Annotated in this window: 27 protein-coding genes and 1 pseudogene; 27 read left to right on the top strand and 1 reads right to left on the bottom strand. The window is 60.9% G+C overall.

From position 1 onward, the window contains the following. Positions 1 to 1,335, top strand: a 1,335-nt coding sequence (gene fusA / locus AB5164_RS06475; protein WP_368147897.1) for an elongation factor G, incomplete at its 5' end; no start/stop codon positions are given. Between the two features lie 60 nt (positions 1,336 to 1,395). Continuing rightward, positions 1,396 to 1,704, top strand: coding sequence for a 30S ribosomal protein S10 (gene rpsJ / locus AB5164_RS06470; RefSeq protein WP_022094184.1), 309 nt, complete (start codon positions 1,396 to 1,398; stop codon positions 1,702 to 1,704). Positions 1,705 to 1,820: 116 nt separating this feature from the next. On the opposite strand, the gene AB5164_RS06465 is transcribed toward rpsJ, so the two are convergent. Next, positions 1,821 to 2,597, bottom strand: a complete 777-nt coding sequence (locus AB5164_RS06465) for a biotin--[acetyl-CoA-carboxylase] ligase (RefSeq protein WP_368143098.1) — start codon at positions 2,595 to 2,597, stop codon at positions 1,821 to 1,823. Between the two features lie 176 nt (positions 2,598 to 2,773). Between AB5164_RS06465 and AB5164_RS06460 the strand changes: the two genes are divergently transcribed. The 25 genes and pseudogenes from AB5164_RS06460 (at position 2,774) to rplX (ending at position 21,423) form a co-directional block, all read left to right on the top strand. Beyond that, a complete protein-coding gene (locus AB5164_RS06460) occupies positions 2,774 to 3,733 on the top strand; it encodes a 3-oxoacyl-ACP synthase III family protein (protein WP_368143099.1) in 960 nt (319 codons plus the stop codon). Between the two features lie 51 nt (positions 3,734 to 3,784). Further along, positions 3,785 to 4,021, top strand: a complete 237-nt coding sequence (locus tag AB5164_RS06455) for an acyl carrier protein (protein WP_006235019.1) — start codon at positions 3,785 to 3,787, stop codon at positions 4,019 to 4,021. Positions 4,022 to 4,023: 2 nt separating this feature from the next. Beyond that, positions 4,024 to 4,968, top strand: a complete 945-nt coding sequence (gene fabK, locus AB5164_RS06450) for an enoyl-[acyl-carrier-protein] reductase FabK (protein WP_368143100.1) — start codon at positions 4,024 to 4,026, stop codon at positions 4,966 to 4,968. Next, positions 4,956 to 5,882: an ACP S-malonyltransferase gene (locus tag AB5164_RS06445; RefSeq protein WP_368143101.1), complete on the top strand. Its 927-nt coding sequence runs from the start codon at positions 4,956 to 4,958 to the stop codon at positions 5,880 to 5,882. The genes fabK and AB5164_RS06445 overlap by 13 nt, the downstream gene beginning before the upstream one ends. Positions 5,883 to 5,912: 30 nt before the next feature. After that, positions 5,913 to 6,686 (top strand): 3-oxoacyl-[acyl-carrier-protein] reductase, encoded by a 774-nt coding sequence (fabG, locus tag AB5164_RS06440; protein WP_227789743.1) that lies wholly within the window; start codon positions 5,913 to 5,915, stop codon positions 6,684 to 6,686. Positions 6,687 to 6,722: 36 nt separating this feature from the next. Beyond that, positions 6,723 to 7,973, top strand: coding sequence for a beta-ketoacyl-ACP synthase II (fabF, locus tag AB5164_RS06435; RefSeq protein WP_368147896.1), 1,251 nt, complete (start codon positions 6,723 to 6,725; stop codon positions 7,971 to 7,973). Between the two features lie 3 nt (positions 7,974 to 7,976). Further along, positions 7,977 to 8,450 carry an acetyl-CoA carboxylase biotin carboxyl carrier protein gene (gene accB, locus AB5164_RS06430; protein WP_022094191.1) on the top strand — a complete coding sequence of 158 codons (474 nt, stop codon included), beginning with the start codon at positions 7,977 to 7,979 and terminating at the stop codon, positions 8,448 to 8,450. Between the two features lie 9 nt (positions 8,451 to 8,459). Further along, on the top strand, positions 8,460 to 8,882 hold the full coding sequence (gene fabZ / locus AB5164_RS06425) for a 3-hydroxyacyl-ACP dehydratase FabZ (protein WP_152067432.1): 423 nt from the start codon (positions 8,460 to 8,462) through the stop codon (positions 8,880 to 8,882). Positions 8,883 to 8,892: 10 nt separating this feature from the next. Next, positions 8,893 to 10,236 (top strand): acetyl-CoA carboxylase biotin carboxylase subunit, encoded by a 1,344-nt coding sequence (locus tag AB5164_RS06420; protein WP_368143077.1) that lies wholly within the window; start codon positions 8,893 to 8,895, stop codon positions 10,234 to 10,236. Further along, a complete protein-coding gene (gene accD / locus AB5164_RS06415; RefSeq protein WP_368147895.1) occupies positions 10,229 to 11,947 on the top strand; it encodes an acetyl-CoA carboxylase, carboxyltransferase subunit beta in 1,719 nt (572 codons plus the stop codon). The genes AB5164_RS06420 and accD overlap by 8 nt, the downstream gene beginning before the upstream one ends. 40 nt (positions 11,948 to 11,987) lie before the next feature. Then, positions 11,988 to 13,202, top strand: a complete 1,215-nt coding sequence (locus AB5164_RS06410; RefSeq protein ID WP_368143079.1) for a PTS sugar transporter subunit IIC — start codon at positions 11,988 to 11,990, stop codon at positions 13,200 to 13,202. Positions 13,203 to 13,348: 146 nt separating this feature from the next. Further along, a complete protein-coding gene (locus tag AB5164_RS06405) occupies positions 13,349 to 14,509 on the top strand; it encodes a cation diffusion facilitator family transporter (protein WP_152067436.1) in 1,161 nt (386 codons plus the stop codon). 39 nt (positions 14,510 to 14,548) lie between these two features. Further along, on the top strand, positions 14,549 to 15,175 hold the full coding sequence (locus AB5164_RS06400; RefSeq protein ID WP_368143080.1) for a histidine phosphatase family protein: 627 nt from the start codon (positions 14,549 to 14,551) through the stop codon (positions 15,173 to 15,175). 459 nt (positions 15,176 to 15,634) lie between these two features. Further along, positions 15,635 to 16,255: a 50S ribosomal protein L3 gene (rplC, locus tag AB5164_RS06395; RefSeq protein ID WP_089572481.1), complete on the top strand. Its 621-nt coding sequence runs from the start codon at positions 15,635 to 15,637 to the stop codon at positions 16,253 to 16,255. A 46-nt stretch (positions 16,256 to 16,301) separates the two neighbouring features. After that, positions 16,302 to 16,928 carry a 50S ribosomal protein L4 gene (rplD, locus tag AB5164_RS06390; RefSeq protein ID WP_006235032.1) on the top strand — a complete coding sequence of 209 codons (627 nt, stop codon included), beginning with the start codon at positions 16,302 to 16,304 and terminating at the stop codon, positions 16,926 to 16,928. Then, positions 16,929 to 17,216: a 50S ribosomal protein L23 gene (gene rplW, locus AB5164_RS06385; protein WP_022094197.1), complete on the top strand. Its 288-nt coding sequence runs from the start codon at positions 16,929 to 16,931 to the stop codon at positions 17,214 to 17,216. It abuts the gene before it with no gap. A gap of 179 nt (positions 17,217 to 17,395) precedes the next feature. Continuing rightward, a complete protein-coding gene (gene rplB / locus AB5164_RS06380; protein WP_022094198.1) occupies positions 17,396 to 18,226 on the top strand; it encodes a 50S ribosomal protein L2 in 831 nt (276 codons plus the stop codon). Between the two features lie 32 nt (positions 18,227 to 18,258). Continuing rightward, positions 18,259 to 18,519: a 30S ribosomal protein S19 gene (rpsS, locus tag AB5164_RS06375; RefSeq protein ID WP_006235035.1), complete on the top strand. Its 261-nt coding sequence runs from the start codon at positions 18,259 to 18,261 to the stop codon at positions 18,517 to 18,519. Positions 18,520 to 18,533: 14 nt separating this feature from the next. Continuing rightward, on the top strand, positions 18,534 to 18,905 hold the full coding sequence (gene rplV, locus AB5164_RS06370; protein WP_006235036.1) for a 50S ribosomal protein L22: 372 nt from the start codon (positions 18,534 to 18,536) through the stop codon (positions 18,903 to 18,905). 6 nt (positions 18,906 to 18,911) lie between these two features. Beyond that, positions 18,912 to 19,622, top strand: coding sequence for a 30S ribosomal protein S3 (gene rpsC / locus AB5164_RS06365; protein ID WP_006235037.1), 711 nt, complete (start codon positions 18,912 to 18,914; stop codon positions 19,620 to 19,622). Next, a pseudogene (gene rplP / locus AB5164_RS06360) lies at positions 19,622 to 20,020 on the top strand (50S ribosomal protein L16); the annotation flags it as partial. The gene rpsC and the pseudogene rplP, both read left to right, overlap by 1 nt. A gap of 104 nt (positions 20,021 to 20,124) precedes the next feature. Continuing rightward, positions 20,125 to 20,340, top strand: coding sequence for a 50S ribosomal protein L29 (rpmC, locus tag AB5164_RS06355; RefSeq protein WP_006235039.1), 216 nt, complete (start codon positions 20,125 to 20,127; stop codon positions 20,338 to 20,340). Between the two features lie 16 nt (positions 20,341 to 20,356). Next, complete coding sequence (rpsQ, locus tag AB5164_RS06350) at positions 20,357 to 20,617, top strand: 30S ribosomal protein S17 (protein WP_006235040.1); 261 nt, start codon at positions 20,357 to 20,359, stop codon at positions 20,615 to 20,617. 118 nt (positions 20,618 to 20,735) lie between these two features. Continuing rightward, positions 20,736 to 21,104 carry a 50S ribosomal protein L14 gene (gene rplN / locus AB5164_RS06345; RefSeq protein ID WP_006235041.1) on the top strand — a complete coding sequence of 123 codons (369 nt, stop codon included), beginning with the start codon at positions 20,736 to 20,738 and terminating at the stop codon, positions 21,102 to 21,104. A 13-nt stretch (positions 21,105 to 21,117) separates the two neighbouring features. Continuing rightward, entirely contained in the window at positions 21,118 to 21,423 is a 306-nt protein-coding gene (rplX, locus tag AB5164_RS06340) for a 50S ribosomal protein L24 (RefSeq protein ID WP_099432059.1), read from the top strand. Positions 21,424 to 21,615 lie beyond the last annotated feature (192 nt).

Raw genomic sequence — 21,615 nt, 5'->3', positions numbered from 1 at the left:
GTTCTGGCCAACGAGCTCAACCTCGTCTTCGTGGGCTCCGCCTACAAGAACAAGGGCGTCCAGGAGCTGCTCGACGCTGTCGTCGACTACCTGCCCAGCCCGCTCGACGTCGAGGCCGTCACCGGTACCGATCCGGACACCGGCGAGGAGATCCAGCGTCATCCTTCCTTCGACGAGCCCTTCTCCGGCCTGGTCTTCAAGATCATGACCGACCCGTTCGTCGGTAAGCTCACCTACGTCCGCGTTTACTCCGGCCGCGCCGAGTCCGGCTCCTACGTGGTCAACGCTTCCAACGGTCAGCGCGAGCGCCTCGGCCGCATCCTCGAGATGAACGCCGCCGAGCGTATCGACCGTGACGACGCTGCCGCCGGCGACATCGTCGCTTGCGTCGGCTTCAAGAACTCCACCACCGGCGACACCCTGTGCGCCGAGGGCAAGGAGATCGTCCTCGAGAAGATCGAGTTCGCTAAGCCCGTTATCGACGTTGCCATCGAGCCCAAGACCAAGGCCGAGCAGGACAAGATGTCCTTGGCTCTGACCAAGCTCGCCGAGGAGGACCCGACCTTCCAGGTGTCCACCAACCACGAGACCGGCCAGACCATCATCGCCGGCATGGGCGAGCTGCACCTCGAGATCATCGTCGACCGTCTGCTCCGTGAGTTCAAGGTTGACGCTAACGTTGGTAAGCCCCAGGTTGCCTACCGCGAGACCGCTGGTCACGACGTCGAGAAGGCTGAGGGCAAGTTCGTCCGTCAGTCCGGTGGTCGCGGTCAGTACGGCCACGCCGTCATCAAGCTCGAGAAGATGGAGGAGGGCTTCGGCTACGAGTTCGTCAATGCTATCGTCGGCGGCGTCGTGCCCAAGGAGTACATCCCGTCCATCGACAAGGGCATCCAGGAGGCCCTGAACACCGGTGTTATCGCCGGCTTCCCGGTCCTCGACGTCAAGGTCACCCTGTTCGACGGTTCTTACCACGAGGTCGACTCCTCCGAGGCCGCCTTCAAGATCGCCGGTTCCATGGCTATCAAGGACGCCCTCAAGAAGTCCGACCCGCAGCTGCTCGAACCGATCATGGCTGTCGAGGTCGAGACCCCCGAGCAGTACATGGGCGACGTTATGGGCAACCTCTCCGGTCGTCGCGGCAAGATCGAGGGCATGGAGGATCGCAAGAACAGCAAGCTCATCCGTGCCAAGGTGCCGCTGGGCGAGATGTTCGGTTACGCTACCGACCTTCGCTCCCAGACCCAGGGCCGTGCATCCTACACGATGCAGTTCGACTCTTATGAGCCCGCGCCCAAGTCCATCGTGGACGAGGTCATGAGCAAGAACGCCTAAGTTCGAGCTCCCTGTTACGTAATCCGCGAGAACATCTCTCGCACTCTTTGGAGGTTTAAGTTGGCTACCCAGAAGATCCGCATTCGCCTCAAGGGCTATGATCACGAGGTCGTCGATCAGTCCGCGAAGCTCATCGTCGAGACCGCTCAGAAGACCGGCGCTCGCGTTTCCGGTCCTGTCCCCCTGCCCACCGAGCGCAACCTGTACACGGTTATCCGCTCGCCGCATGTGAACAAGGACTCCCGTGAGCAGTTCGAGATGCGCACCCACAAGCGCCTCATCGACATCCTCGACCCCACCTCGGGCACCGTTGATTCGCTCATGCGTCTCGACCTCCCCGCTGGCGTCGACATCGACATCAAGCTCTAAGCGATATTGCTCATAGCTTAAAGAGCCCCGCTGCCATTATGGTAGCGGGGCTCTTTTGTTTTGAATGGTGGCCTTGGGGGCCCGGATAATGCAGCCGAATGGGTGGCTATGGCGTCTTATTTACCCATGGGGCGCAGCGATGCCTCCTCAAAATGGAAGGATCGCAAGTCGTCTTCTGTCTCGATGCACGCGCGACCAAAGTCATCGACCGTTTGAAAGATTCCACGCGCCAGCTCGTCCCCAGCGGGGGAACGGGCGATAACGTAATCCCCAATCCAATTGAGATGACCGATATATTCGCCGTGGACGGGCGCGAGCGGTCCGGCGTCTTCTTCCATGGCGTTGAGACGCTCTGCCCATGTGTCTACAGCGTTCACGACCGCGTGATAGACCTCCTTGAGTAGCACATCGACGGCGGGAACATTCTCGTTGAGGTCCGAGAGACCGATTGCCGGCAGGCCGCCATCGGGAACCTCCGAAGGCACATAGTTCACATTGACGCCAATGCCGCAGACGGCGAAAGGTTTGCCTTCGTTATCGCGTGCGGCCTCGACCAGAATGCCGCCGAGCTTGCGTCCTCGCGCGACCAGGTCGTTGGGCCACTTGAGGGCTATTTCGCTTGCAAGGCCTTGCTTTTCGAGTGCTTCGAGCACCGCTAGGCCGCTGACGGCGGCAAGACCAGAGTACTTTGCGGGATTAACGCATGGACGCAGGACAATCGAAAGCAATAGGTTGCCGGCGGTTGAATCCCACTTGTGGCCGCGCCGGCCGCGTCCTGCCGTTTGCGCGCGGGCGGCAAGTCCTGTGCCGTGCGGCGCACCCTGTTTTCCTGCCTCGAGCAGGTCATCGTTGGTCGATCCGGTTACATCGACAATCGTTAATTGGGCATCCATAGCGGCTGCTACCTCCTTATTGAATAAGTGAATGACGCAATGGTGTCGAGAGATAGACACAATGTGAAGCCTTTGTCGCATTTGGACAATTTAATGTTAACACGTCAACAAAGACTGAAATGCGTTATCCTCTCTTGGTCGATGTAAACACGTCAACAACTCAAAGGAGGTTAGTGATGGGTTTCACGATTCTTGGAACAGGTTCGGCACTTCCTGAGCGCAGTGTTTCCAATGACGAGCTGTCTGAGTTCCTCGATACCTCGGATGAGTGGATTTTTACTCGCACAGGTATCAAGAGCCGCCACGTCTGCACCACCGAGTCACTTGACGACCTTGCCGTAGCAGCGAGCGAGCGGGCACTCCAGGTGTCCGGAATCGACGCGAGCCAGCTGGATCTGATCGTCTGCTCGACGACGACGGGTGACCACCTTGTTCCCGCCGAGGCGTGTGCTGTTGCTGAGCGACTAGGCGCGACGTGCCCTGCCTTCGATGTCTCGGCGGCTTGTGCCGGCTTCGTATTTGCGCTCGATGTCGCCGAGGGCTATATCGCCCGCAGCCGTGCCGAGCGCGTGCTTGTTGTTGCTGCCGAGCAGATGACGCGCGCGCTCGACTGGACCGACCGTGCCACCTGCGTGCTTTTTGGCGATGGGGCAGGCGCCGCAGTGATTGAAGCTGGGGGAGACAGCCCCCTTGCCGTTGAGCTTTCGACGGCGCCCGACGTCGAGACGTTGCGCGTTCCCGGTCTGGTCGGTACCTCGCCGTTTAAGGCTTCTGCAGATAGCGCGAGCGTGCTGTCCATGAATGGCCGCCGCGTGTTCAAGTTCGGCGTCAACGCCATCTGCGACACGGTCCATAAGCTTGCGATCGATGCGGGCATTTTGGTCGAAGACATCGATCATTTTGTATTCCATCAGGCTAACGAACGAATCCTGAGCCAGGCGGTCAAGCGCCTGGGCGTGCCGGACGAGCGCGTGGTTCGCACGTTGCGCGAGACCGGCAACATTTCGAGCGCATGCATTCCGCTTGCCCTCGACCGGCTGGCAAACGCCGGTGCACTTCACACAGGCGACACCATCGCCTTGGTTGGATTTGGCGCCGGTCTGGATATAGGTGGCTATCTGCTTCGTTGGAAGTAGTCGCACATAGGAAATAAAAACGCCCTAGGGCACAACCAAAGGAGAACTACCATGGCAGATCAGAAGACCTTCGAGCGCGTTTGCGACGTTATCCGCGAGACCGCCGGTCTTGACGATGTCGAGATGAAGCCCGAGTCCACGCTCGAGGAGATTGGTCTCGACAGCCTGGGCACCGTCGAGATCCTCGTTGCCGTCGAGGACGAGTTTGGCATCCAGCTCGATACCGAGGAGAACCCCAAGACGGTCGGCGAGTTCGCCGATACGGTCGAGGCGGCATTGGAGAAGTAGAGATGCTCAAGACTCCTCTCTGCGATCTGCTCGGCATCGAAAAGCCCGTGTTCCAGGGCGGTATGGCCTGGATTGCCGATGCCTCGCTGGCGTCCGCAGTGTCCGAGGCGGGTGGCTTAGGCATCATCGCGGCCATGAACGCCGACGCCGACTGGCTTCGCGACCAGATTCATGAGCTGCGCGCCAAGACGGATAAGCCCTTTGGCGTCAACGTCATGCTCATGAGCCCGTTTGCCGACGAGGTTGCACAGGTCGTGATTGACGAGCGAGTGCCGGTCGTCGTGACGGGCGCCGGCAATCCCGCCAAGTACATGAAGGCGTGGAACGAGGCGAGCATCAAGGTCATCCCGGTCGTTGCCTCGGTGGCGCTGGCGCGCCTCGTGGCACGTCGTGGAGCCACGGCGGTTGTTGCCGAGGGTACCGAATCGGGCGGCCATATTGGCGAGACCTCGACGATGGCACTGGTGCCGCAGGTCGTCGATGCGGTCGACATTCCCGTCGTGGCCGCCGGCGGTATTGCCGACGGCCGCGGCGTGGCGGCTGCCTTTATGCTGGGCGCAGCCGGCGTCCAGGTGGGTACGCGCTTTCTCGTTGCGAATGAGTGCACCGTCTCGGAGCAGTACAAAGAGATGGTCCTGAAGGCCAACGACACTTCGACGCGTGCGACCGGTCGCTCGACGGGGCATCCAGTGCGCGCCCTCAAGAGCCCCTTCACCAACGCCTATGCCAAGAGCGAGGGTTCCGGTGCGAGTGCCGAGGAGCTCGGTGCTATGGGAACCGGTGCGCTGCGTAAGGCCGCCAAGGACGGCAACTACGAAGAGGGTTCGTTTTTGTGTGGACAGATTGCCGGCATGGTCAACGAGCGCAAGAGCGCACGCGAAATCGTTGACGACCTGGTCGATGGCGCCGAGCACGTCCTGAAGGGTGCGTGCGCATGGGTGGCGTAGCGTTTTTGTTTGCCGGCCAGGGTGCCCAGCACCCCGCGATGGGCGTCGACTTGATCGAGACATCGCCGGCGGCCGCCGAGGTGTTCGTCATTGCCGATGAGGTGCGCCCGGGGACGAGCGAGCAGTGCCGGAGCGCCTCCAAGGAGGAGCTCTCGCAGACCGAGAACACGCAGCCTTGCGTGTTCGTGCACGACTTGGCTGTCGCCGTCGCCCTGCGCGAGCGCGGCGTGGTGCCTGCCGCCTGTGCGGGATTCTCGCTGGGCGAGGTCGCTGCACTCAGCTTTGCGGGGGCATTCGATACGCGAGCGGGTTTTGAGCTCGTGTGTGAGCGCGCGGCATTGATGGCCACGGCGGCCGAGCGTCACCCTGGCGGCATGCGCGCCGTCATCAAACTTGATGCTGCGCAAGTCGAGAACCTGGCTGCGCAGGCCGGCGAGGACTGCTGGCCGGTCAACTACAACAGTCCCCAGCAGACGGTTGTGGCCGGAGCGCCCGATGCGCTGCAGACCCTCGACGTCCTAGTAAAAGAGGCTGGCGGCCGCGCCATGAAGGTCGCGGTGTCGGGTGCATTTCATAGCCCCTATATGGCCGAGGCGACCTGTGGCCTTGCCGCATATATTGAGGCCGGTCACGCGCCGTCCCCGTTGCTCATTCCTGTTTTGGCAAATATGACAGCGGCGCCCTATCCGGCGGACCCCCAGACGGCATCGGATGTCTTGGCCAATCAGGTGAGCAATGCCGTGCGCTGGGTCGATACGCTGCATGCTCTGCAGGATCAAGGCATCGACACATTTATTGAGGTCGGCCCCGGCAAAACGCTGTCCGGCCTGATCAAGCGTACGTTGAGCGACGTTCGTGTGTATTCGTGCGAGACGGCCGAGCAGGTCGCAGCTATTGCCGACGAGCTCGCATAGTCCACAGGGCTGTAACCCGAAAGGAATGACATGGGCAACTTGAACAATGGCGCGCTCGAGCGCAACGACTCACGTCGCGTGGCACTGGTCACGGGCGGCTCGCGGGGTATCGGCCGCGCCTGCGCTATCGGTCTGGCGGAGGATGGCTACGATATCGCCGTCGTCTATGCCGGCAGCGTCGATGCGGCGCGCGAGACGTGCGACGCCTGCGAGGCGGCTGGCGCCACGGCGCGCTCATATCAATGCGACGTGGCCGACCCCGCTGCCGTCAACGCGTGCGTGGAAGCGGTCCTCAACGACTTTGACTCCATTTGGGCGCTCGTCAACAACGCTGGCATCACCCGCGATGGCCTGCTCATGCGCATGGGCGATGACGCCTTCGATCGCGTGCTCGATGTCAACCTTAAAGGAACGTTTAACACGACGCGCGCGCTCACCAAGACCTTTATGCGCCAGCGCGGCGGCTGCGTCGTCAACATGAGCTCGGTTGTGGGCCTGATGGGCAATGCCGGGCAGGCCAACTACGCTGCCTCCAAGGCGGGCGTGATCGGCCTGACCAAGGCGGTGGCGCGCGAGCTTGCGCCCCGCGGTGTACGAGTGAACGCGGTCGCCCCCGGGTTTGTCGAGACCGATATGACGGCAAAGCTTTCGGAAAAGGTTCGTGCGGCAACCGAGGAGCAGATTCCCCTTAAGCGCATGGCGCGCCCCGAGGAAGTGGCCGGCGTGGTGCGCTTTTTGGCGAGCGATGCGGCTTCCTACATTACGGGCGAGGTTGTACGCGTTGACGGCGGAATGGCGATGTAGAAATCAGGGCCGAAGAACGGCTTGGATGAGGAGACCATGATGGAACAGAGAGTTGCAATCACCGGCATAGGTGCCGTATCGCCGCTCGGCAACACCGCGCTTGCCACCTGGGCGGCAATGTGCGCTGGCACGTGCGGCATCGGCCCGATTACGCACTTCGATACCGATGCATTTGCCGTCAAGGTGGCGGCCGAGGTCAAGGGCTTTGACGGCAACGAGTACTTTGGCAAGCGTGACGCCAAGCATCTGGACCCCTGCGTTCAGTTTGCGATGGCGGCTTCGGACGAGGCAATGCACGATGCGGGCTTTGATGTCGAAGGCGCCATCGATCGCGAGCGCCTGGGCGTCTACGTGGGCTCGGGCGTGGGCGGCATGCAGACACTTGTCGACAACGTCCACACGATCGCCGATCGTGGACCCCGCCGCGCATCGCCCTATATGATCGCGATGATGATCCCCAACATGGCATCGGGCAATATCGCGATCCGTCACAAGGCAAAGGGGCCGACCCTGCCCGTCGTGACCGCTTGCGCGACGTCTGCCCATGCGGTGGGCGAGGCATTCCGTGCTATCAAGCACGGCTATGCCGACGCGATCCTCGCGGGTGGCGCCGAGGCGGCCATTATCCCCGATGCCGTTGCAGGCTTTACGTCCTGCCGCGCATTGACCACCAACCCCGATCCCGCGACGGCTTGCCGCCCGTTCGATGCAGACCGCGACGGCTTTGTGATGGGCGAGGGCGCCTGCGTGCTGGTACTCGAGAGCATGGAGCATGCGCAGGCGCGCGGTGCGCACATTTATGCCGAGGTCGTGGGATACGGCAACACCGATGATGCCTATCACATCACGAGCCCCGATCCCGAGGCTGCCGGCATTGCCCGCGCGATATCGCTAGCGGTTGCCGAGGGCGACGTCAAGCCATTCGAGGGCCTCTACATCAATGCCCACGGCACCTCGACCAAGCTCAACGATTCGTCCGAGACGGCGGGCATTAAGCGCGCGCTCGGCGAGGACGCGGCGCGCGCCGCGCATGTCTCGTCGACCAAGTCGATGACCGGCCACATGATCGGTGCCACGGGCGCCATCGAGGTCATGGCCTGCGCCATGGCGCTTGAGCAGGGCGTGGTGCCGCCGACCATTAACTACCACACGCCCGATCCCGCCTGCGATCTTGACTACACGCCCAATCGCGCAGTTCGCGCCGACCTTACCTGGGCGCTTTCGACCAACCTAGGCTTTGGCGGGCACAACGCCGCCATCGCGCTGCGTAGATATACGAGGAGCTAGAGCATGGATTCCAAAAGACTTGCCGAGATAGCCGATGTGATGGAGGACCGCGGCCTCACGCGCGTGCGCGTTGAGGAGCCCGATGGCACCGCGGTCGAACTCGAGCGCGCGAGCGCCGCACAGCCGGTTGCCGTGCCCATGCCCATGCCGAGCGCTATGGCCGCTCCAGTTGCAGCTCCCACAGTCGCGCCTGCCGCACCGGAGCCCGCCGCGCAGACACCTGCCGCCGCACCGGAGCCCAAGGGCACCGAGGTGACCGCTCCCATGGTCGGCGTTTTCTATGCCGCCCCGGCGCCGGGCGACGAGCCGTTTGTGCACGTGGGTTCCAAGGTCAAGGCCGGCGAGACCCTCTGCATCATCGAGGCCATGAAGGTTCTCAACGAGGTGACGGCAGAGGCGGATGGCGAGGTGCTCGAGATCTGCGTGGCCGACGGCGACCTCGTGGAGTTTGGCAGCTGCCTCATGAGGATCGGATAGGTGATATCCATGAACAAAGAAGAGCTTAAAGAACTGTTGCCGCATCGCGAGCCGATGCTTTTGCTCGACGAGGCCGAGCTGGTGGGCGATGAGGCCCGCGGCAAGATCACGATTACGGGCGACGAGTACTTTTTGCAGGGGCATTTTCCGGGAAACCCGGTCGTCCCCGGCGTGATTCAGTGCGAGATGCTCGCCCAGAACTGCTGCGTGCTGCTGATGGGCGATGAGGAGGCGCGCGGCGCGACGCCGTTCTACACGAGTCTGGACAAGGTGCGCTTTAAGCGTCCGGTGCGCCCGGGCGACACGGTGGACCTGGTGTGCTCCATCACGCGTGCGCGCGGGCCGTTCCGCTTTGCGACGGGTACTGCGAGCGTCAACGGTGAGGTCTGTTGCCGCGCCGATATGTCTTTTGCACTCATGCACGAAAGTTAAGGAAGGCTTCATGTTCGACAAAGTGCTCATCGCCAACCGCGGCGAAGTCGCGGTCCGTGTTATCCGCGCGTGCCGCGATATGGGCATCAAGACCGTCGCCGTTTATTCCACGGCCGATGCGGACGCGCTGCACGTGCAGCTTGCCGACGAGGCGTATTGCATCGGCGGTCCGCGTCTTGCCGAGAGCTACCTCAACGACGATGCTGTGCTCACCTGTGCCGTAAAGTCGGGAGCTAAGGCAATTCATCCCGGCTATGGCTTTTTTTCCGAGAAGGCGAGCTTCGTGCGCGACTGCGACAAGTATGGCCTGACGTTTGTCGGTCCTTCGGCCAAGGTGATCGACAGCATGGGCGACAAGGACGCCGCACGTCGAACGGCTGCCGCGGCGGGCGTGCCCATCGTACCGGGCTGCGATTTGCTCAAAAGCCCCGAGGAGGCGACCGCCGAGGCCGAGCGCATTGGCTGCCCCGTGCTTATTAAGGCGCGTGCAGGTGGCGGCGGTCGCGGCATTCGCAAGGTCGAGCGCGTGGAAGATGCGGCAAAGGCGTTCATCGAGGCGCGTGCCGAGGGCGAGGCCGTTTTTGGCGACGGCGAGTGCTACATGGAGAAGTTCGTCGCGCCGGCGCATCACGTTGAGGTGCAGATTATGGCCGATAAGCAGGGCCATGTGTTTTCGCTCGGCGAGCGCGAGTGCTCGGTGCAGCGGCGCAACCAAAAGCTAATCGAGGAGAGCCCCGCGCCGTGCCTCGACGGACACGACGACATTCGTGCTCGCATGCACAAGGCAGCGCGTGACCTGGCTCGTGCCGTCGGCTACGAAGGAGCCGGTACCATCGAGTTCCTGTATTCGGACGACGGCAATTTCTACTTTATGGAAATGAACACGCGCTTACAGGTGGAGCATCCGGTTACGGAGTTTGTGACCGATACCGACTTGGTCAAGTGGCAGCTGCGCGTGGCGGCCGGCCAGCCTCTGCCCTTTGAGCAGGAGGACATGCCGGTCCGCAACCATGCTATGGAGTGCCGCATCAATGCCGAAACGCCGGACTTTCTGCCGTCATGCGGAACGGTCACCGCGTTGCGTGTGCCGGGTGGTCCGCGCGTGCGCTGGGATTCCGCCATGTTTGCCGGTGCGAAAGTTCCGCCGTACTACGACTCCATGCTCGGCAAGCTCATCGTGTGTGCGCCCACGCGTGACGGCGCCATTCGCAAGATGCGCTCGGCCCTGGGCGAGCTCGTGATTGAGGGCGTGAGCGAAAACAGCGAGCTTCAGCTCGACGTGCTGGCAAACGACGAGTTCTTGTCGGGCATGTATCACACCGATCTAATGGGGCATCTCTATGCTGATGAATAGAAAAGCGAAGACGGTCAACGTCCTCGAGGGACCGATGACCGAGTCGTGCGCCGAGTTTCCCGCGCGCCACGTGTTTATCAAGTGCCCGGAGTGCCGCCGCGTGATCGATGAGGCGCGCCTGCACGACAACCTCGAGGTCTGCCCCCGTTGCGGCAAACACTTTCGCGTGAGCGGGCGCGACCGCATGCGCATGACGATTGACGAGGGCACGTTTGAGGAATGGGATGCCAGTCTGGCGCCGGAGGACTTCCTTTCGTTTCCCGGCTATGCCGACAAGCTCAAGAGCGTGAGCGAACGTTCGGGCGAGCGCGATGCCGTTGTGTGCGGCAAGGGCAAAATCTGCGGTTGCGATACGGCGCTCTTCTTTATGGACGCCAACTTTATGATGGGCTCGATGGGTTCCGTGGTGGGCGAGAAGATCTGCCGCACATTTGAGCGTGCGACCGAGCTGGGACTGCCGGTCGTTGGCTTTACCGTATCGGGTGGCGCCCGCATGCAGGAGGGCGTGACCTCGCTCATGCAGATGGCCAAAATCTCTGCGGCGGTTAGGCGCCATAGCGAGGCGGGCGGCCTGTATATCACGGTGCTCACTGACCCCACGACCGGAGGCGTAACCGCGAGCTTTGCCATGGAGGGCGATATTATCCTGGCCGAGCCCGATGCCCTGACGGCATTTGCCGGCCCGCGCGTGATCGAGCAGAACATGCACAAGCGCCTGCCCAAGGGATTCCAGCGCTCCGAGTTTTTGCTGGAGCACGGCTTTTGCGATGCCGTTGTTCCGCGTGGCGAGATTGCGCTCACGGTAGGCGAGCTGCTGGCGCTGCACGAAGGGCGCGCGCCCGGCCTGGGGGCACCGCATGAGATCGTGCATACGGGTCGCCGCGGCAAAAAGCTGGGACACTTGTTCAAGCGCTCGGCCGCACCAAAAACCGCGCTCGAGATTGTCAAGCAGACCCGCTCGGCAGATCGCGCCACGGCAGGCGAGATGATCTCGCTGGGCCTGGATGGATTTGTGGAGCTGCACGGCGACCGCTACTTTGGCGACGACGCTGCTGTGGTGGCTGGCATTGGCTGGAAAGACGGACGCCCCGTAACGGTCATCGCCATCGAGCGCGGCACCACGACCAAAGAGCGCATGCGTCGCAACTTTGGCATGGCACATCCCGAGGGCTACCGCAAAGCGCGTCGCCTGATGCGCCAGGCCGAAAAGTTTGGTCGACCGGTTCTGTGCCTGGTCGATACTTCGGGCGCGTTTTGCGGCATCGGTGCCGAGGAACGCGGCCAGGGTGAGGCGATTGCCCAGAACCTCATGGAGATGAGCGGCCTTAAGACGCCGATTGTCTCGGTGGTGACAGGCGAGGGAGGCTCTGGTGGCGCGCTGGCGCTGTCCGTGGCCGACCGCATCCTGATGCTCTCGAGCTCGGCCTATTCGGTCGTGAGCCCCGAGGCCTGTGCATCGATCCTGTGGAAGGATACCGAGCGCGCGAATGAGGCCGCCGAGGCGCTGAAGCTCACGGCTCCCGACCTGTTGGCGCTCGGCATCATCGACGGCATTGTTGACGATAGGGGCCTGTCGCATGAGGAGATCGCCGGTGCCGTCATGTCCTCGGCATTTGATGCCTTCGATACGCTTGGGCGTCTCGACGACGCGACTCTCACAAACCTCCGCTACCAAAAGTACCGCGCAATCGGTCAGTACCGCACGATGTGACAAAGGGACAGCCCGCATGTCATATTGGGAAAGGCGTTCCATGCTACAAGTTTCTAACACCTCGTTTACAACGTCGGTTTCATCAAACGCCATGGCCGTGGTGGACTATCTGTCCAAAAGCATGATGTCGGCGCTGCCGTTTATTGTCTGCGCGGCGTTGTTCCGCACCGTCGCCGTCATTATGGGCGAAGGCATGCTGGGCCTGTGGTCTGCCGATTCCGAAATCTATCGCCTGTTCTACAGTTGGCTCTATAACGCCGGCTACTACTTTTTGCCCATTTATCTTGGTTGGGCGGCCGCCCGCCAGCTCGGTTGCTCGGAGCAGCTGGGCATGATGCTGGGCGGCGTATTGATTGCGCCCGATCTGCTTAAGCTCGTCGATGCCGCATCGACGACGGGGGCATCGATGACTTCCGTGTATGGTCTGCTTCCCGCGCCGGTCAACGATTACACGACGACTGTTATTCCAGTTCTCCTTTCGGTGCCTGTGCTATGGCGAGTGGAGTGTTTCTTTAAGCGCGTTATCCCTAGGGCCGTGGCGTTTTCGTTTGTTCCGTTTGCGACCATGCTTGTCATGGTTCCGGTTTCGCTGTGTATTACGGCACCGGCGGGCAGCTATCTGGGCATGCTGTTGGGCCAGCTTATGTTTATGCTTGGCAATTCCGGTGGCATCGTGTCGCTGCTCACGCTCATGGGGCTTGCCGCGGGCTGGGAGTTCCTAAAGATAGCGGGCGTCAGCAACGTCGTTCTATCGCTTGCGTACGCGCAGTTTATGAGTGTGGGAACGGATTCGTGCATCCTGATTGCCGCGACGATGGCGACGTTCGCCGTTTGGGGCATGCCTTTTGGCGCGTCGCTCCGCGTTGCGGATAAGGACGAGAAGGCGCTCATGCTGGGCTACTCAATCTCGGGTGTTCTTGGCGGCGTAAGCGAGCCGGCGCTGTACGGTTGCGGCTTTAAATATGGCAGGTGCCTGACGTGCATGGCCATTGGCGGCGCCGTCGGAGGCCTTGTTGCAGTCGTGGGCCACGTTACGGCCTATACCATCGGCATGACGAATGTCCTCATGGTCATTGGCTTTGCCACGGGCGGCATCTCGAACCTGCTGTGGTGCTGCGCTGCCGGCGGTGTGGCATTTGCGGTGTCTGCGGCGCTGAGCTACTGCTTTGGCGTGGTGCCGGCGAAGGGACAGACGATGGGGGACGGAGCCGATTCACCCGAAACCTCGAAGAGCGTGGCCGAAGTAAGCGCGTAAACCTGTGCGACACAAGGACGATTCCTTTGCCATGCTCCAAGGCCGTGGCCCGTGTGGGTCGCGGCCTTTTTGTATCTGAAGGACAAAGTGGCTACACTACAATCCGTTTGAGCAATAGATATATATAGGCAGTACCGTGGGGGCTGATGAAGATGGTCGAGTGGATCGTTCGTCGTGCGCAGGGCGACCGTGCGCGCGTGGGCACGTTGACGGGCATGGTGTGTATTCTCGCTAATGTTGCGCTTTGTGCTGCGAAGGGCGCAATTGGTGTGCTGTCGGGATCGGTTTCGATTGTGGCGGATGCCATGAACAACCTGTCCGATGCCAGCTCGAATATCGTGAGCGTGCTGGGCTTTAAGCTGGCGAGCAAGCCGGCGGACCCCGAGCATCCTTACGGACATGGCCGCTACGAGTATCTCTCGGGTCTGGTCGTGGCGGCGCTCGTGCTGCTGATCGGCGTTGAGCTGGTGAAGTCCTCGGTTGAGCGCATCATCCACCCCGAACCTGTCGAGTTCTCGCTTGCCCTGGTGGCAGTTCTAGTGCTTTCGATGGTCGTAAAGCTCTGGATGGCGGCCCTCAACCAAAAGCTCGGCGATCGCATTGAGTCCGAGACGCTGCATGCGACCGCGCAGGATTCCAAGAACGATGTCCTTGCCACAGGCGCCGTGCTGGCATGTGCGATTGTTTCGCAGGTGACGCACATCAATCTTGACGCATGGGTTGGCCTTGCCGTTGGCGCCTATATTGGCTGGAGCGGCCTTGAACTTATTCAAGATACGGTGAGCCCGCTTTTGGGCCAGTCACCCGATCCTAAGCTGGTCAAGCACATTCGAGACAAGATCATGAGCTATCCCGGCGTTTTGGGCGTTCACGATTTGATGGTTCACGACTACGGCCCGGGCAGGAAGTTTGCAAGTGCGCACGCCGAGATGGCGGCCGAGGCCAGCCCGCTGGAAAGCCACGACACGCTCGATAACATCGAGCAGTCGTTTAGGGACGAAGACGGCATGATCGTCACGCTTCACTACGATCCCATCGTGACCGATGACCCCAAGGTGGCGAGCATGCGCTTGCGCATTCACGCCATGGCTCAGGAGATCGATAACCGCCTCTCGATTCATGACCTACGCTGTGTGCCGGGTCCTACGCACACCAACGTGATCTTTGACTGCGTGCGTCCCTCGGATCTGCAGATGAGTGCCGAAGACTTAAAGCGCGCGCTGGCACAACGGGTCGAATCGGAATATCCCAAGTCGATTGCCAAGATTACGATCGACGAAGACTACGTAGGGCATACCCACGAGTAAAGCTGTGCCGGCAAAGCAGGTTATGCAGAAGGGGAGAGCATGAAGAAGCTTTATCTACTCCGCCACGGTCAGACGGAGTTCAACGTCAAAAAGCTGGTCCAGGGCCGCTGCGATTCGCCGCTGACCGATCTGGGCCGTCAGCAAGCCGGGATGGCAGCCGCGTGGCTCAAAGCCCACAACGTCGTTCCCGACAAAGTGGTCTCCTCCCCTTTGGGCCGAGCCATGGCCACGGCAAGCCTCGTCGCAACCGAGCTTCTCGGCGCAGACGCTGACGTTGAGCCCTGCGAAGGCATTATCGAGCGCTGCTACGGTACCTTCGAAGAGGGTCCGCACGACGCGCTACCCACCGACGTCTGGGATCCAGGCGAGGACTTAATCCCATTCGGAGGAGAAGGAAGCCAGGCACTGCAAGGGCGCATGGTAGACACCCTCACCAATATCATGGACGTCGATGGTATCGAAACCCTCCTAGCAGTAAGCCACGGCAGCGCCAGCCGCCAATTCATCAAGGTCGCAGCCCCAGAGGGCTTCGAGCTCCCAGCAAAACTCCCCAATTGCGCCATCATGATCTTCGATTTCGATGAGGCAAAGCCACAAGCAGAAGGCGAGCCTCATCAATGTAAGTTCACCCTCCAGCAAATAGTGGACCCCCAACAAAGTCATTAGCCTGAGCGAGCAAGGTTTAGCAGACATCAACGTGGCGTTCCCAGTGTGCGGCGGAGGGGGCTGGCCTGAGACATATTAAGGTTGTCGCGAGTTCCGCACGAACAGGAGAGCACTTAATGTGCTCTCCGTCGTGAGCAGGACTGTAGAGCAGCAACCTTAATATGTCTCAGGCCAGCCCCCTCCGCCGCACACTGGGAACGTGCCACGCACTTTACCTGCGTAAACAATGTGAGTGAAATATGAATCTCGATGGATACGCCCGCAGCCGTGTATACTAAACAGCTGTGTGAAACCAGGGGAGTATTCTGGCTGGACAAAATGCCTGCTTAATAGGGTTGTCAGGTAGTCCGGGCGAAATACAAGGCTGGGGAGCACGTCGTGTAAGTAGTGGTCCTCTAGGGGCGTACGCTCGGTGGTGTACGCATTGTCCCAAGACCACGCGAGAGTTGGGATCATATCTTGATCAGCATGATTCTCGGCCGCAAGATTGGCATGACCCAGGTTTGGGACGAGAACGATAACGTCGTTCCCGTCACGGTCATCCAGGCTGGCCCCTGCGCTGTCTCGCAGGTTAAAACTCAGGCAACCGACGGCTATGACGCCGTCCAGATCGGTTTCGGCGACATCAAGGCCAAGAACGTGAACAAGCCCATGGCTGGTCACTTCGCCAAGGCTGGCGTCGAGCCTGTCCGCTTCCTTCGTGAGGTCCGCGTCGAGAACGGCGAGGAGCACAAGGTCGGCGAGGTCGTCACCGTCGCTGATTTCGCTGATGTCGAGAAGGTCGACGTCATCGGTACCTCCAAGGGTAAGGGCTTCCAGGGTCGCATCAAGCGCTGGGGTCAGCGCCGCGGTCCTATGACGCATGGTTCTCACTTCCAGCGTCACCCCGGTTCTATCGGTCAGTGCGCCTATCCTGCGCGCGTCCTCAAGGGCGTCAAGATGGCCGGTCACATGGGTAACGAGCGCGTTACCGTCAAGAACCTTTCCGTTGTCCGCATCGATGCCGAGCAGAACCTCATCTTGGTCAAGGGCGCTGTCCCGGGTGCCAAGAATGGTCTCGTCGCCATCCGTATGGCCTAAGGGCCCAGCCCATTTAGCCCAGCGTCATACCAAGGAGAACACTTAAATGGCAAAGTTTGAAGTAAAGAACAGCGAGGGCAAGAAGGTCGCCGAGGCCGAGCTCGCCGCTGAGGTGTACGGCATCGAGCCGAACATCCACGTTATGCACCACATCGTCAAGTGCCAGATGGCCTCTTGGCGTCAGGGCACCCAGTCTGCTAAGGGTCGCTCTGAGGTTTCCGGTGGCGGCAAGAAGCCTTGGCGTCAGAAGGGCACCGGCCGTGCCCGCCAGGGTTCCATCCGTGCTGCCCAGTGGCGTCACGGTGGCGTCGTCTTCGCCCCCAAGCCCCGTTCCTACGCTAAGCGTATGAACAACAAGGAGGTCAAGCTGGCTATGCGCTCCGCGCTGTCCGCCAAGCTGGCCGATGGCGAGCTCGTGCTCGTCGACGACTACGGCTTCGAGAAGCCTTCCACCAAGGCTGCCGTCGCCATGCTCAAGGCTCTCGGCCTTGAGGGCAAGCGTCTGACCATCATCGTTCGCGATGAGGACGTCAACGCCTACCTGTCGTTCCGCAACATTCCCAAGACGTTCATCATCACCGCTGACGAGGCCAACACCTACGATCTCGTCAACAACAACGCTGTGCTGATGCCCGCCGACATCGCCGCTCACTTCGGGGAGGTGCTTGCATAAATGACCGCCCACGAGATCATCATCCGTCCGATCGTGTCCGAGCGTTCCTTCTCCGGCATGGAGCTGAACAAGTACACGTTCGAGGTCGCCAAGGATGCTAACAAGTATCAGATCAAGGACGCTGTCGAGGAGATCTTCGGCGTCAAGGTCGTTCGCGTGAACACCCTGACGGTCAAGCCCAAGACCAAGCGCGTGCGCTATGTCGCCGGCAAGACCCGTTCTTGGAAGAAGGCCATCGTCACGCTGGCCGAGGGCGACACCATCGAGGTCTTTGGCAACCAGGCCTAAGACTCGCTGCTGTTGAGTGAGCTCATGCCTCCCAAATAGGGGAGGCGGGAGCTCAAGGTTTTGGGCGTATAAAATGGACACGCCCGGAACCGTGTATACGTCCGGTGTCATCGCACCCGAGGCAGAACCTCGAATCCCTGTCTGCGATGGCTAACGGATTCCTATTGAAAGGGATTGTAATGGCTGTAAAGCACCTTAAGCCGACCTCCGCTGGTAGGCGTTGGCAGACGATCTCCGACTTCTCCGAGATCACCTGCACCAAGCCCGAGAAGTCTCTTCTCGAGCCCCTGCCCAAGAAGGCCGGTCGTAACAACAACGGCCGCATCACCACCCGCCACCAGGGCGGCGGCGTGAAGCGTCGTTACCGCGTGATCGACTTCAAGCGCAACAAGGACGGCGTGCCCGCCAAGGTTGCCACGATCGAGTACGATCCGAACCGTTCCGCTCGCATCGCTCTGCTGCACTATGCTGACGGTGAGAAGCGCTACATCCTGGCCCCCAAGGGCCTCGAGGTCGGTCAGACCATCATGTCCGGTTCTGACGCCGACATCAAGCCGGGCAACGCTCTGCCCCTCGCCGACATCCCCGTCGGTACGCTCATCCACGCCGTCGAGTTCCAGCCGGGCAAGGGCGCCGCTATCGCCCGTTCCGCCGGTAACTCCTGCCAGCTGATGGGTAAGGAGGGCAAGTACGCTATCGTCCGTATGCCTTCCTCCGAGATGCGCCGCATCCTCGTTACCTGCCGCGCCACCGTCGGTGAGGTCGGCAACGCCGATCACTCCAACATCGTCATCGGCAAGGCCGGCCGTAAGCGTCACATGAACGTGCGCCCGACCGTCCGCGGTACCGTCATGAACCCTGTCGACCACCCGCACGGCGGTGGCGAGGGCAAGAACCACACCTCTGGTCGTCCCTCTGTTACCCCCTGGGGTAAGCCGACGAAGGGCCTTCGTACGCGCAAGAAGAAGAAGGTCTCGAACCAGCACATCATTCGTCGCCGTAAGAAGTAATTTCGGATACCGAGTTTTAGGAGAAAGCACTTATGAGCAGAAGTCTCAAAAAGGGCCCGTTCGTGGAGACTCGCCTTCTCTCGCGTATCACCGCGATGAACGAGGCTGGCAAGAAGGACGTCGTGAAGACCTGGTCCCGCGCGTCCACCATCTTCCCCGAGATGGTTGGTCACACCATCGCCGTCCACGACGGCCGCAAGCATGTGCCCGTGTATGTTACCGAGTCCATGGTTGGTCACAAGCTCGGCGAGTTCGCGCCGACTCGTACGTTCCGTGGCCACAAGGCCAAATAGGGGGTTAACCGTAAATGGCAACTAAGTCTATTGAAACTGAGGCCACCGAGGTTCGCGCCGTCGCTAAGTACGTGCGTGTTTCCCCCAGCAAGGCCCGCCTGGTGGTCGATCTGATCCGCCGCAAGCCTGTCGCTCAGGCCTTCGACATCCTCCACTTCTGCGACCGCGCCGTCGCCGTGGATGTCGAGAAGGTTCTCCGTTCCGCCGTTGCGAACGCCGAGAACAACAACGGTCTGCGTGCCGACAACCTGGTTGTCGCCGCTGCCTATGTTGACGAGGGTCCGACGCTTAAGCGCATCCGTCCCCGCGCCAAGGGTTCCGCTTCTCGCATTCTGAAGCGTACTTCCCACATCACCGTCGTCGTTGCTCCTCGAAAGGAGGCGTAAAGCTGTATGGGTCAGAAAGTCTACCCCACCGGCTTCCGTCTTGGCATCACCGAGAACTGGCGCTCCCGCTGGTTCGCAGAGAAGGATTACGCTAAGACCCTCGGTAACGATCTCGAGATCCGCAAGTACCTCGAGAAGCGTCTTTCCCGCGCAGCTGTCTCCCGCGTCGAGATCGAGCGCGCTGGCGACAAGGTGAAGGTCATCATCCTCACCGCTCGCCCCGGCGTTGTCATCGGTAAGAAGGGTGCCGAGATCGATACCCTCCGCACCGAGCTCGAGAAGGTCGCTGGCGTCTCCAAGGGCCAGCTCTCCGTCGACGTTGTCGAGATCAAGCGCCCCGAACTCGACGCCAACCTCGTTGCTCAGTCTATCGCCGAGCAGCTCGAGGGCCGCGTTGCCTTCCGTCGCGCTATGCGCAAGGCTGTCCAGTCCGCCCGCAAGGCAGGCGCTAAGGGCATCCGTATCCAGTGCTCCGGTCGTCTCGGCGGTGCCGAGATGGGCCGTCGTGAGTGGTACCGCGAGGGTCGCGTGCCTCTGCACACCCTCCGTGCCAAGATCGACTACGGCACGGCTGTCGCCAGCACCACCATGGGCGCTTGCGGCGTGAAGGTCTGGATCTACCTGGGCGAGAAGCTCCCGGGCCAGCCTGTTCCCAACCCTGCACTCGAGGGCTCTTCCCGTCCTCGTCGTCGTAACTCCGAGAGGAGGGGTCAGTAGTGCTTGCCCCTAAGCGTATTCTTCACCGCAAGGTGCAGCGTGGCTCCATGAAGGGCCAGGCCAAGGGTAATACCGAGCTGCATTTCGGCGAGTTTGGTATCCAGGCTCTCGAGGCCCATTGGATCACCAACCGTCAGATCGAGGCCGCTCGTATTGCCATGACCCGCTACATGAAGCGTGGCGGTCGTGTCTACATCACGATCTTCCCCGATAAGCCCATCACCAAGAAGCCTGCCGAGACTCGCATGGGTTCTGGTAAGGGTAACCCCGAGGAGTGGGTGGCCGTCGTCAAGCCCGGCCGCATCATGTTCGAGGTCAAGGGCGTGCCCGAGGAGGTCGCTCGCGAGGCCCTGCGTCTTGCTCAGCACAAGCTCCCCATCAAGACCAAGATTGTGGTTGCCAAGAACGCTGAGCAGCGCATCGAGAAGGAAATGGCTGAGGAGGCCGCTCTCGAGGCCAAGTGGGCTGCTGAGGACGCCGCCGCCGCCAAGGAGGAGAACTAATGAAGCCCGCAGAGATTCGTGAGCTCTCGGACGCTCAGCTCGTTGAGAAGCTGAAGGAAATGCGCGCCGAGCTCTTTAACCTTCGTTTCCAGATGGCCACCAGCCAGCTGGACAACACCGCTCGCGTCAACACCGTGAAGAAGGACATCGCTCGCGTCCTCACGGAGCAGCGCGCCCGCGAGATCGCAGCGGAGAAGTCCGCTGTCGCCGAGTAGGACCTAAGGAGAGAACATGACTGATTCGCGTAACTCGCGTAAGGTCCGTACGGGTGTCGTTACCTCCGTCTCCGGTGCCAAGACCATTGTTGTCACCATCACCGAGCGCAAGCGTCACCCCAAGTACGGCAAGATGATGACCAGCTCCAAGAAGCTGCACGCTCACGACGAGGAGTGCACGGCTGGCGTGGGCGATACCGTCCGCGTTATGGAGACCCGTCCTATGTCCAAGATGAAGCGTTGGCGCCTCATCGAGGTCGTCGAGCGCGCTAAATAAGCAGTCGCTCTTACGACTTGTACGTTTCCGAAGATGTGCGTATGCCTGGCTTGCATACCACAGGCTGTATAAAGGCTGCGCACCTCTCTTCGGTTCTTAGTTCGGAGGAACATCTACCATGATTCAGATGCAAACCATGCTGAACGTCGCCGACAACTCCGGCGCTCGCAAGATTCGCTGCATCAAGGTGCTTGGCGGTTCCAAGCGTCGTTATGCAGGCATCGGCGATGTGTTCATCGGTGCTGTCCAGGAGGCTACTCCTGGCGCCAACGTCAAGAAGAAGGACGTTGTCCGTTGCGTCGTCGTTCGCACCGTTAAGGAGATCCGCCGCAAGGATGGCTCCTACATTCGCTTTGATGAGAACGCCTGCGTTGTCATCAACAACGATGGTTCGCCCGTCGGCACCCGTATCTTCGGGCCCGTCGCTCGCGAGCTTCGTGACAAGAAGTACATGAAGATCGTCTCGCTCGCTCCCGAGACCCTGTAGTTAGGGGAGATATATGTATATCAAGAAGGGCGATAAGGTCCAGGTTCTCTCTGGTAAGGATCGCGGCAAGCAGGGCGTTATCCTGCGTGCTCTCCCCGCCGAGAACAAGGTCGTTGTCGAGGGCGTTTCGGTCGTCAAGAAGGCCGTCAAGCCCAACGCTGCCAACCAGCAGGGCGGCATCGTTTCGCAGGAGGCTCCCATTGACGCCTCCAACGTCAATCTCGTCTGCCCCGAGTGCGGTAAGGTTACCCGCGTCGGTCACGAGAAGGACGGCAAGAACAAGCTGCGCGTCTGCAAGAAGTGCGGCCACAAGTTCTAAGCTGCCCGCAACATCAAGTTGCTAGCAAAGGCCCGGATGCCACGGCACCCGGGCCTTTTTCTATCCCTACTCATTGGGGACAGACTTAAATGAGTACCCTAACTGGGTAAGCATAGGCTTATAGGACAAAATGTGTGTCTACTTTAGGGGTATCGGCGCAGTTCGATGCCCCTTTTTCAGCCGTTTAAATTC

The sequence above is a fragment of the Collinsella aerofaciens genome, from assembly GCF_040915425.1.
In the GTDB taxonomy this organism is placed as follows: Bacteria; Actinomycetota; Coriobacteriia; order Coriobacteriales; family Coriobacteriaceae; genus Collinsella; species Collinsella aerofaciens_BW.
Note: the sequence above shows the minus strand (reverse complement) of the source record. Positions and strands in the feature narration are given on the sequence as shown.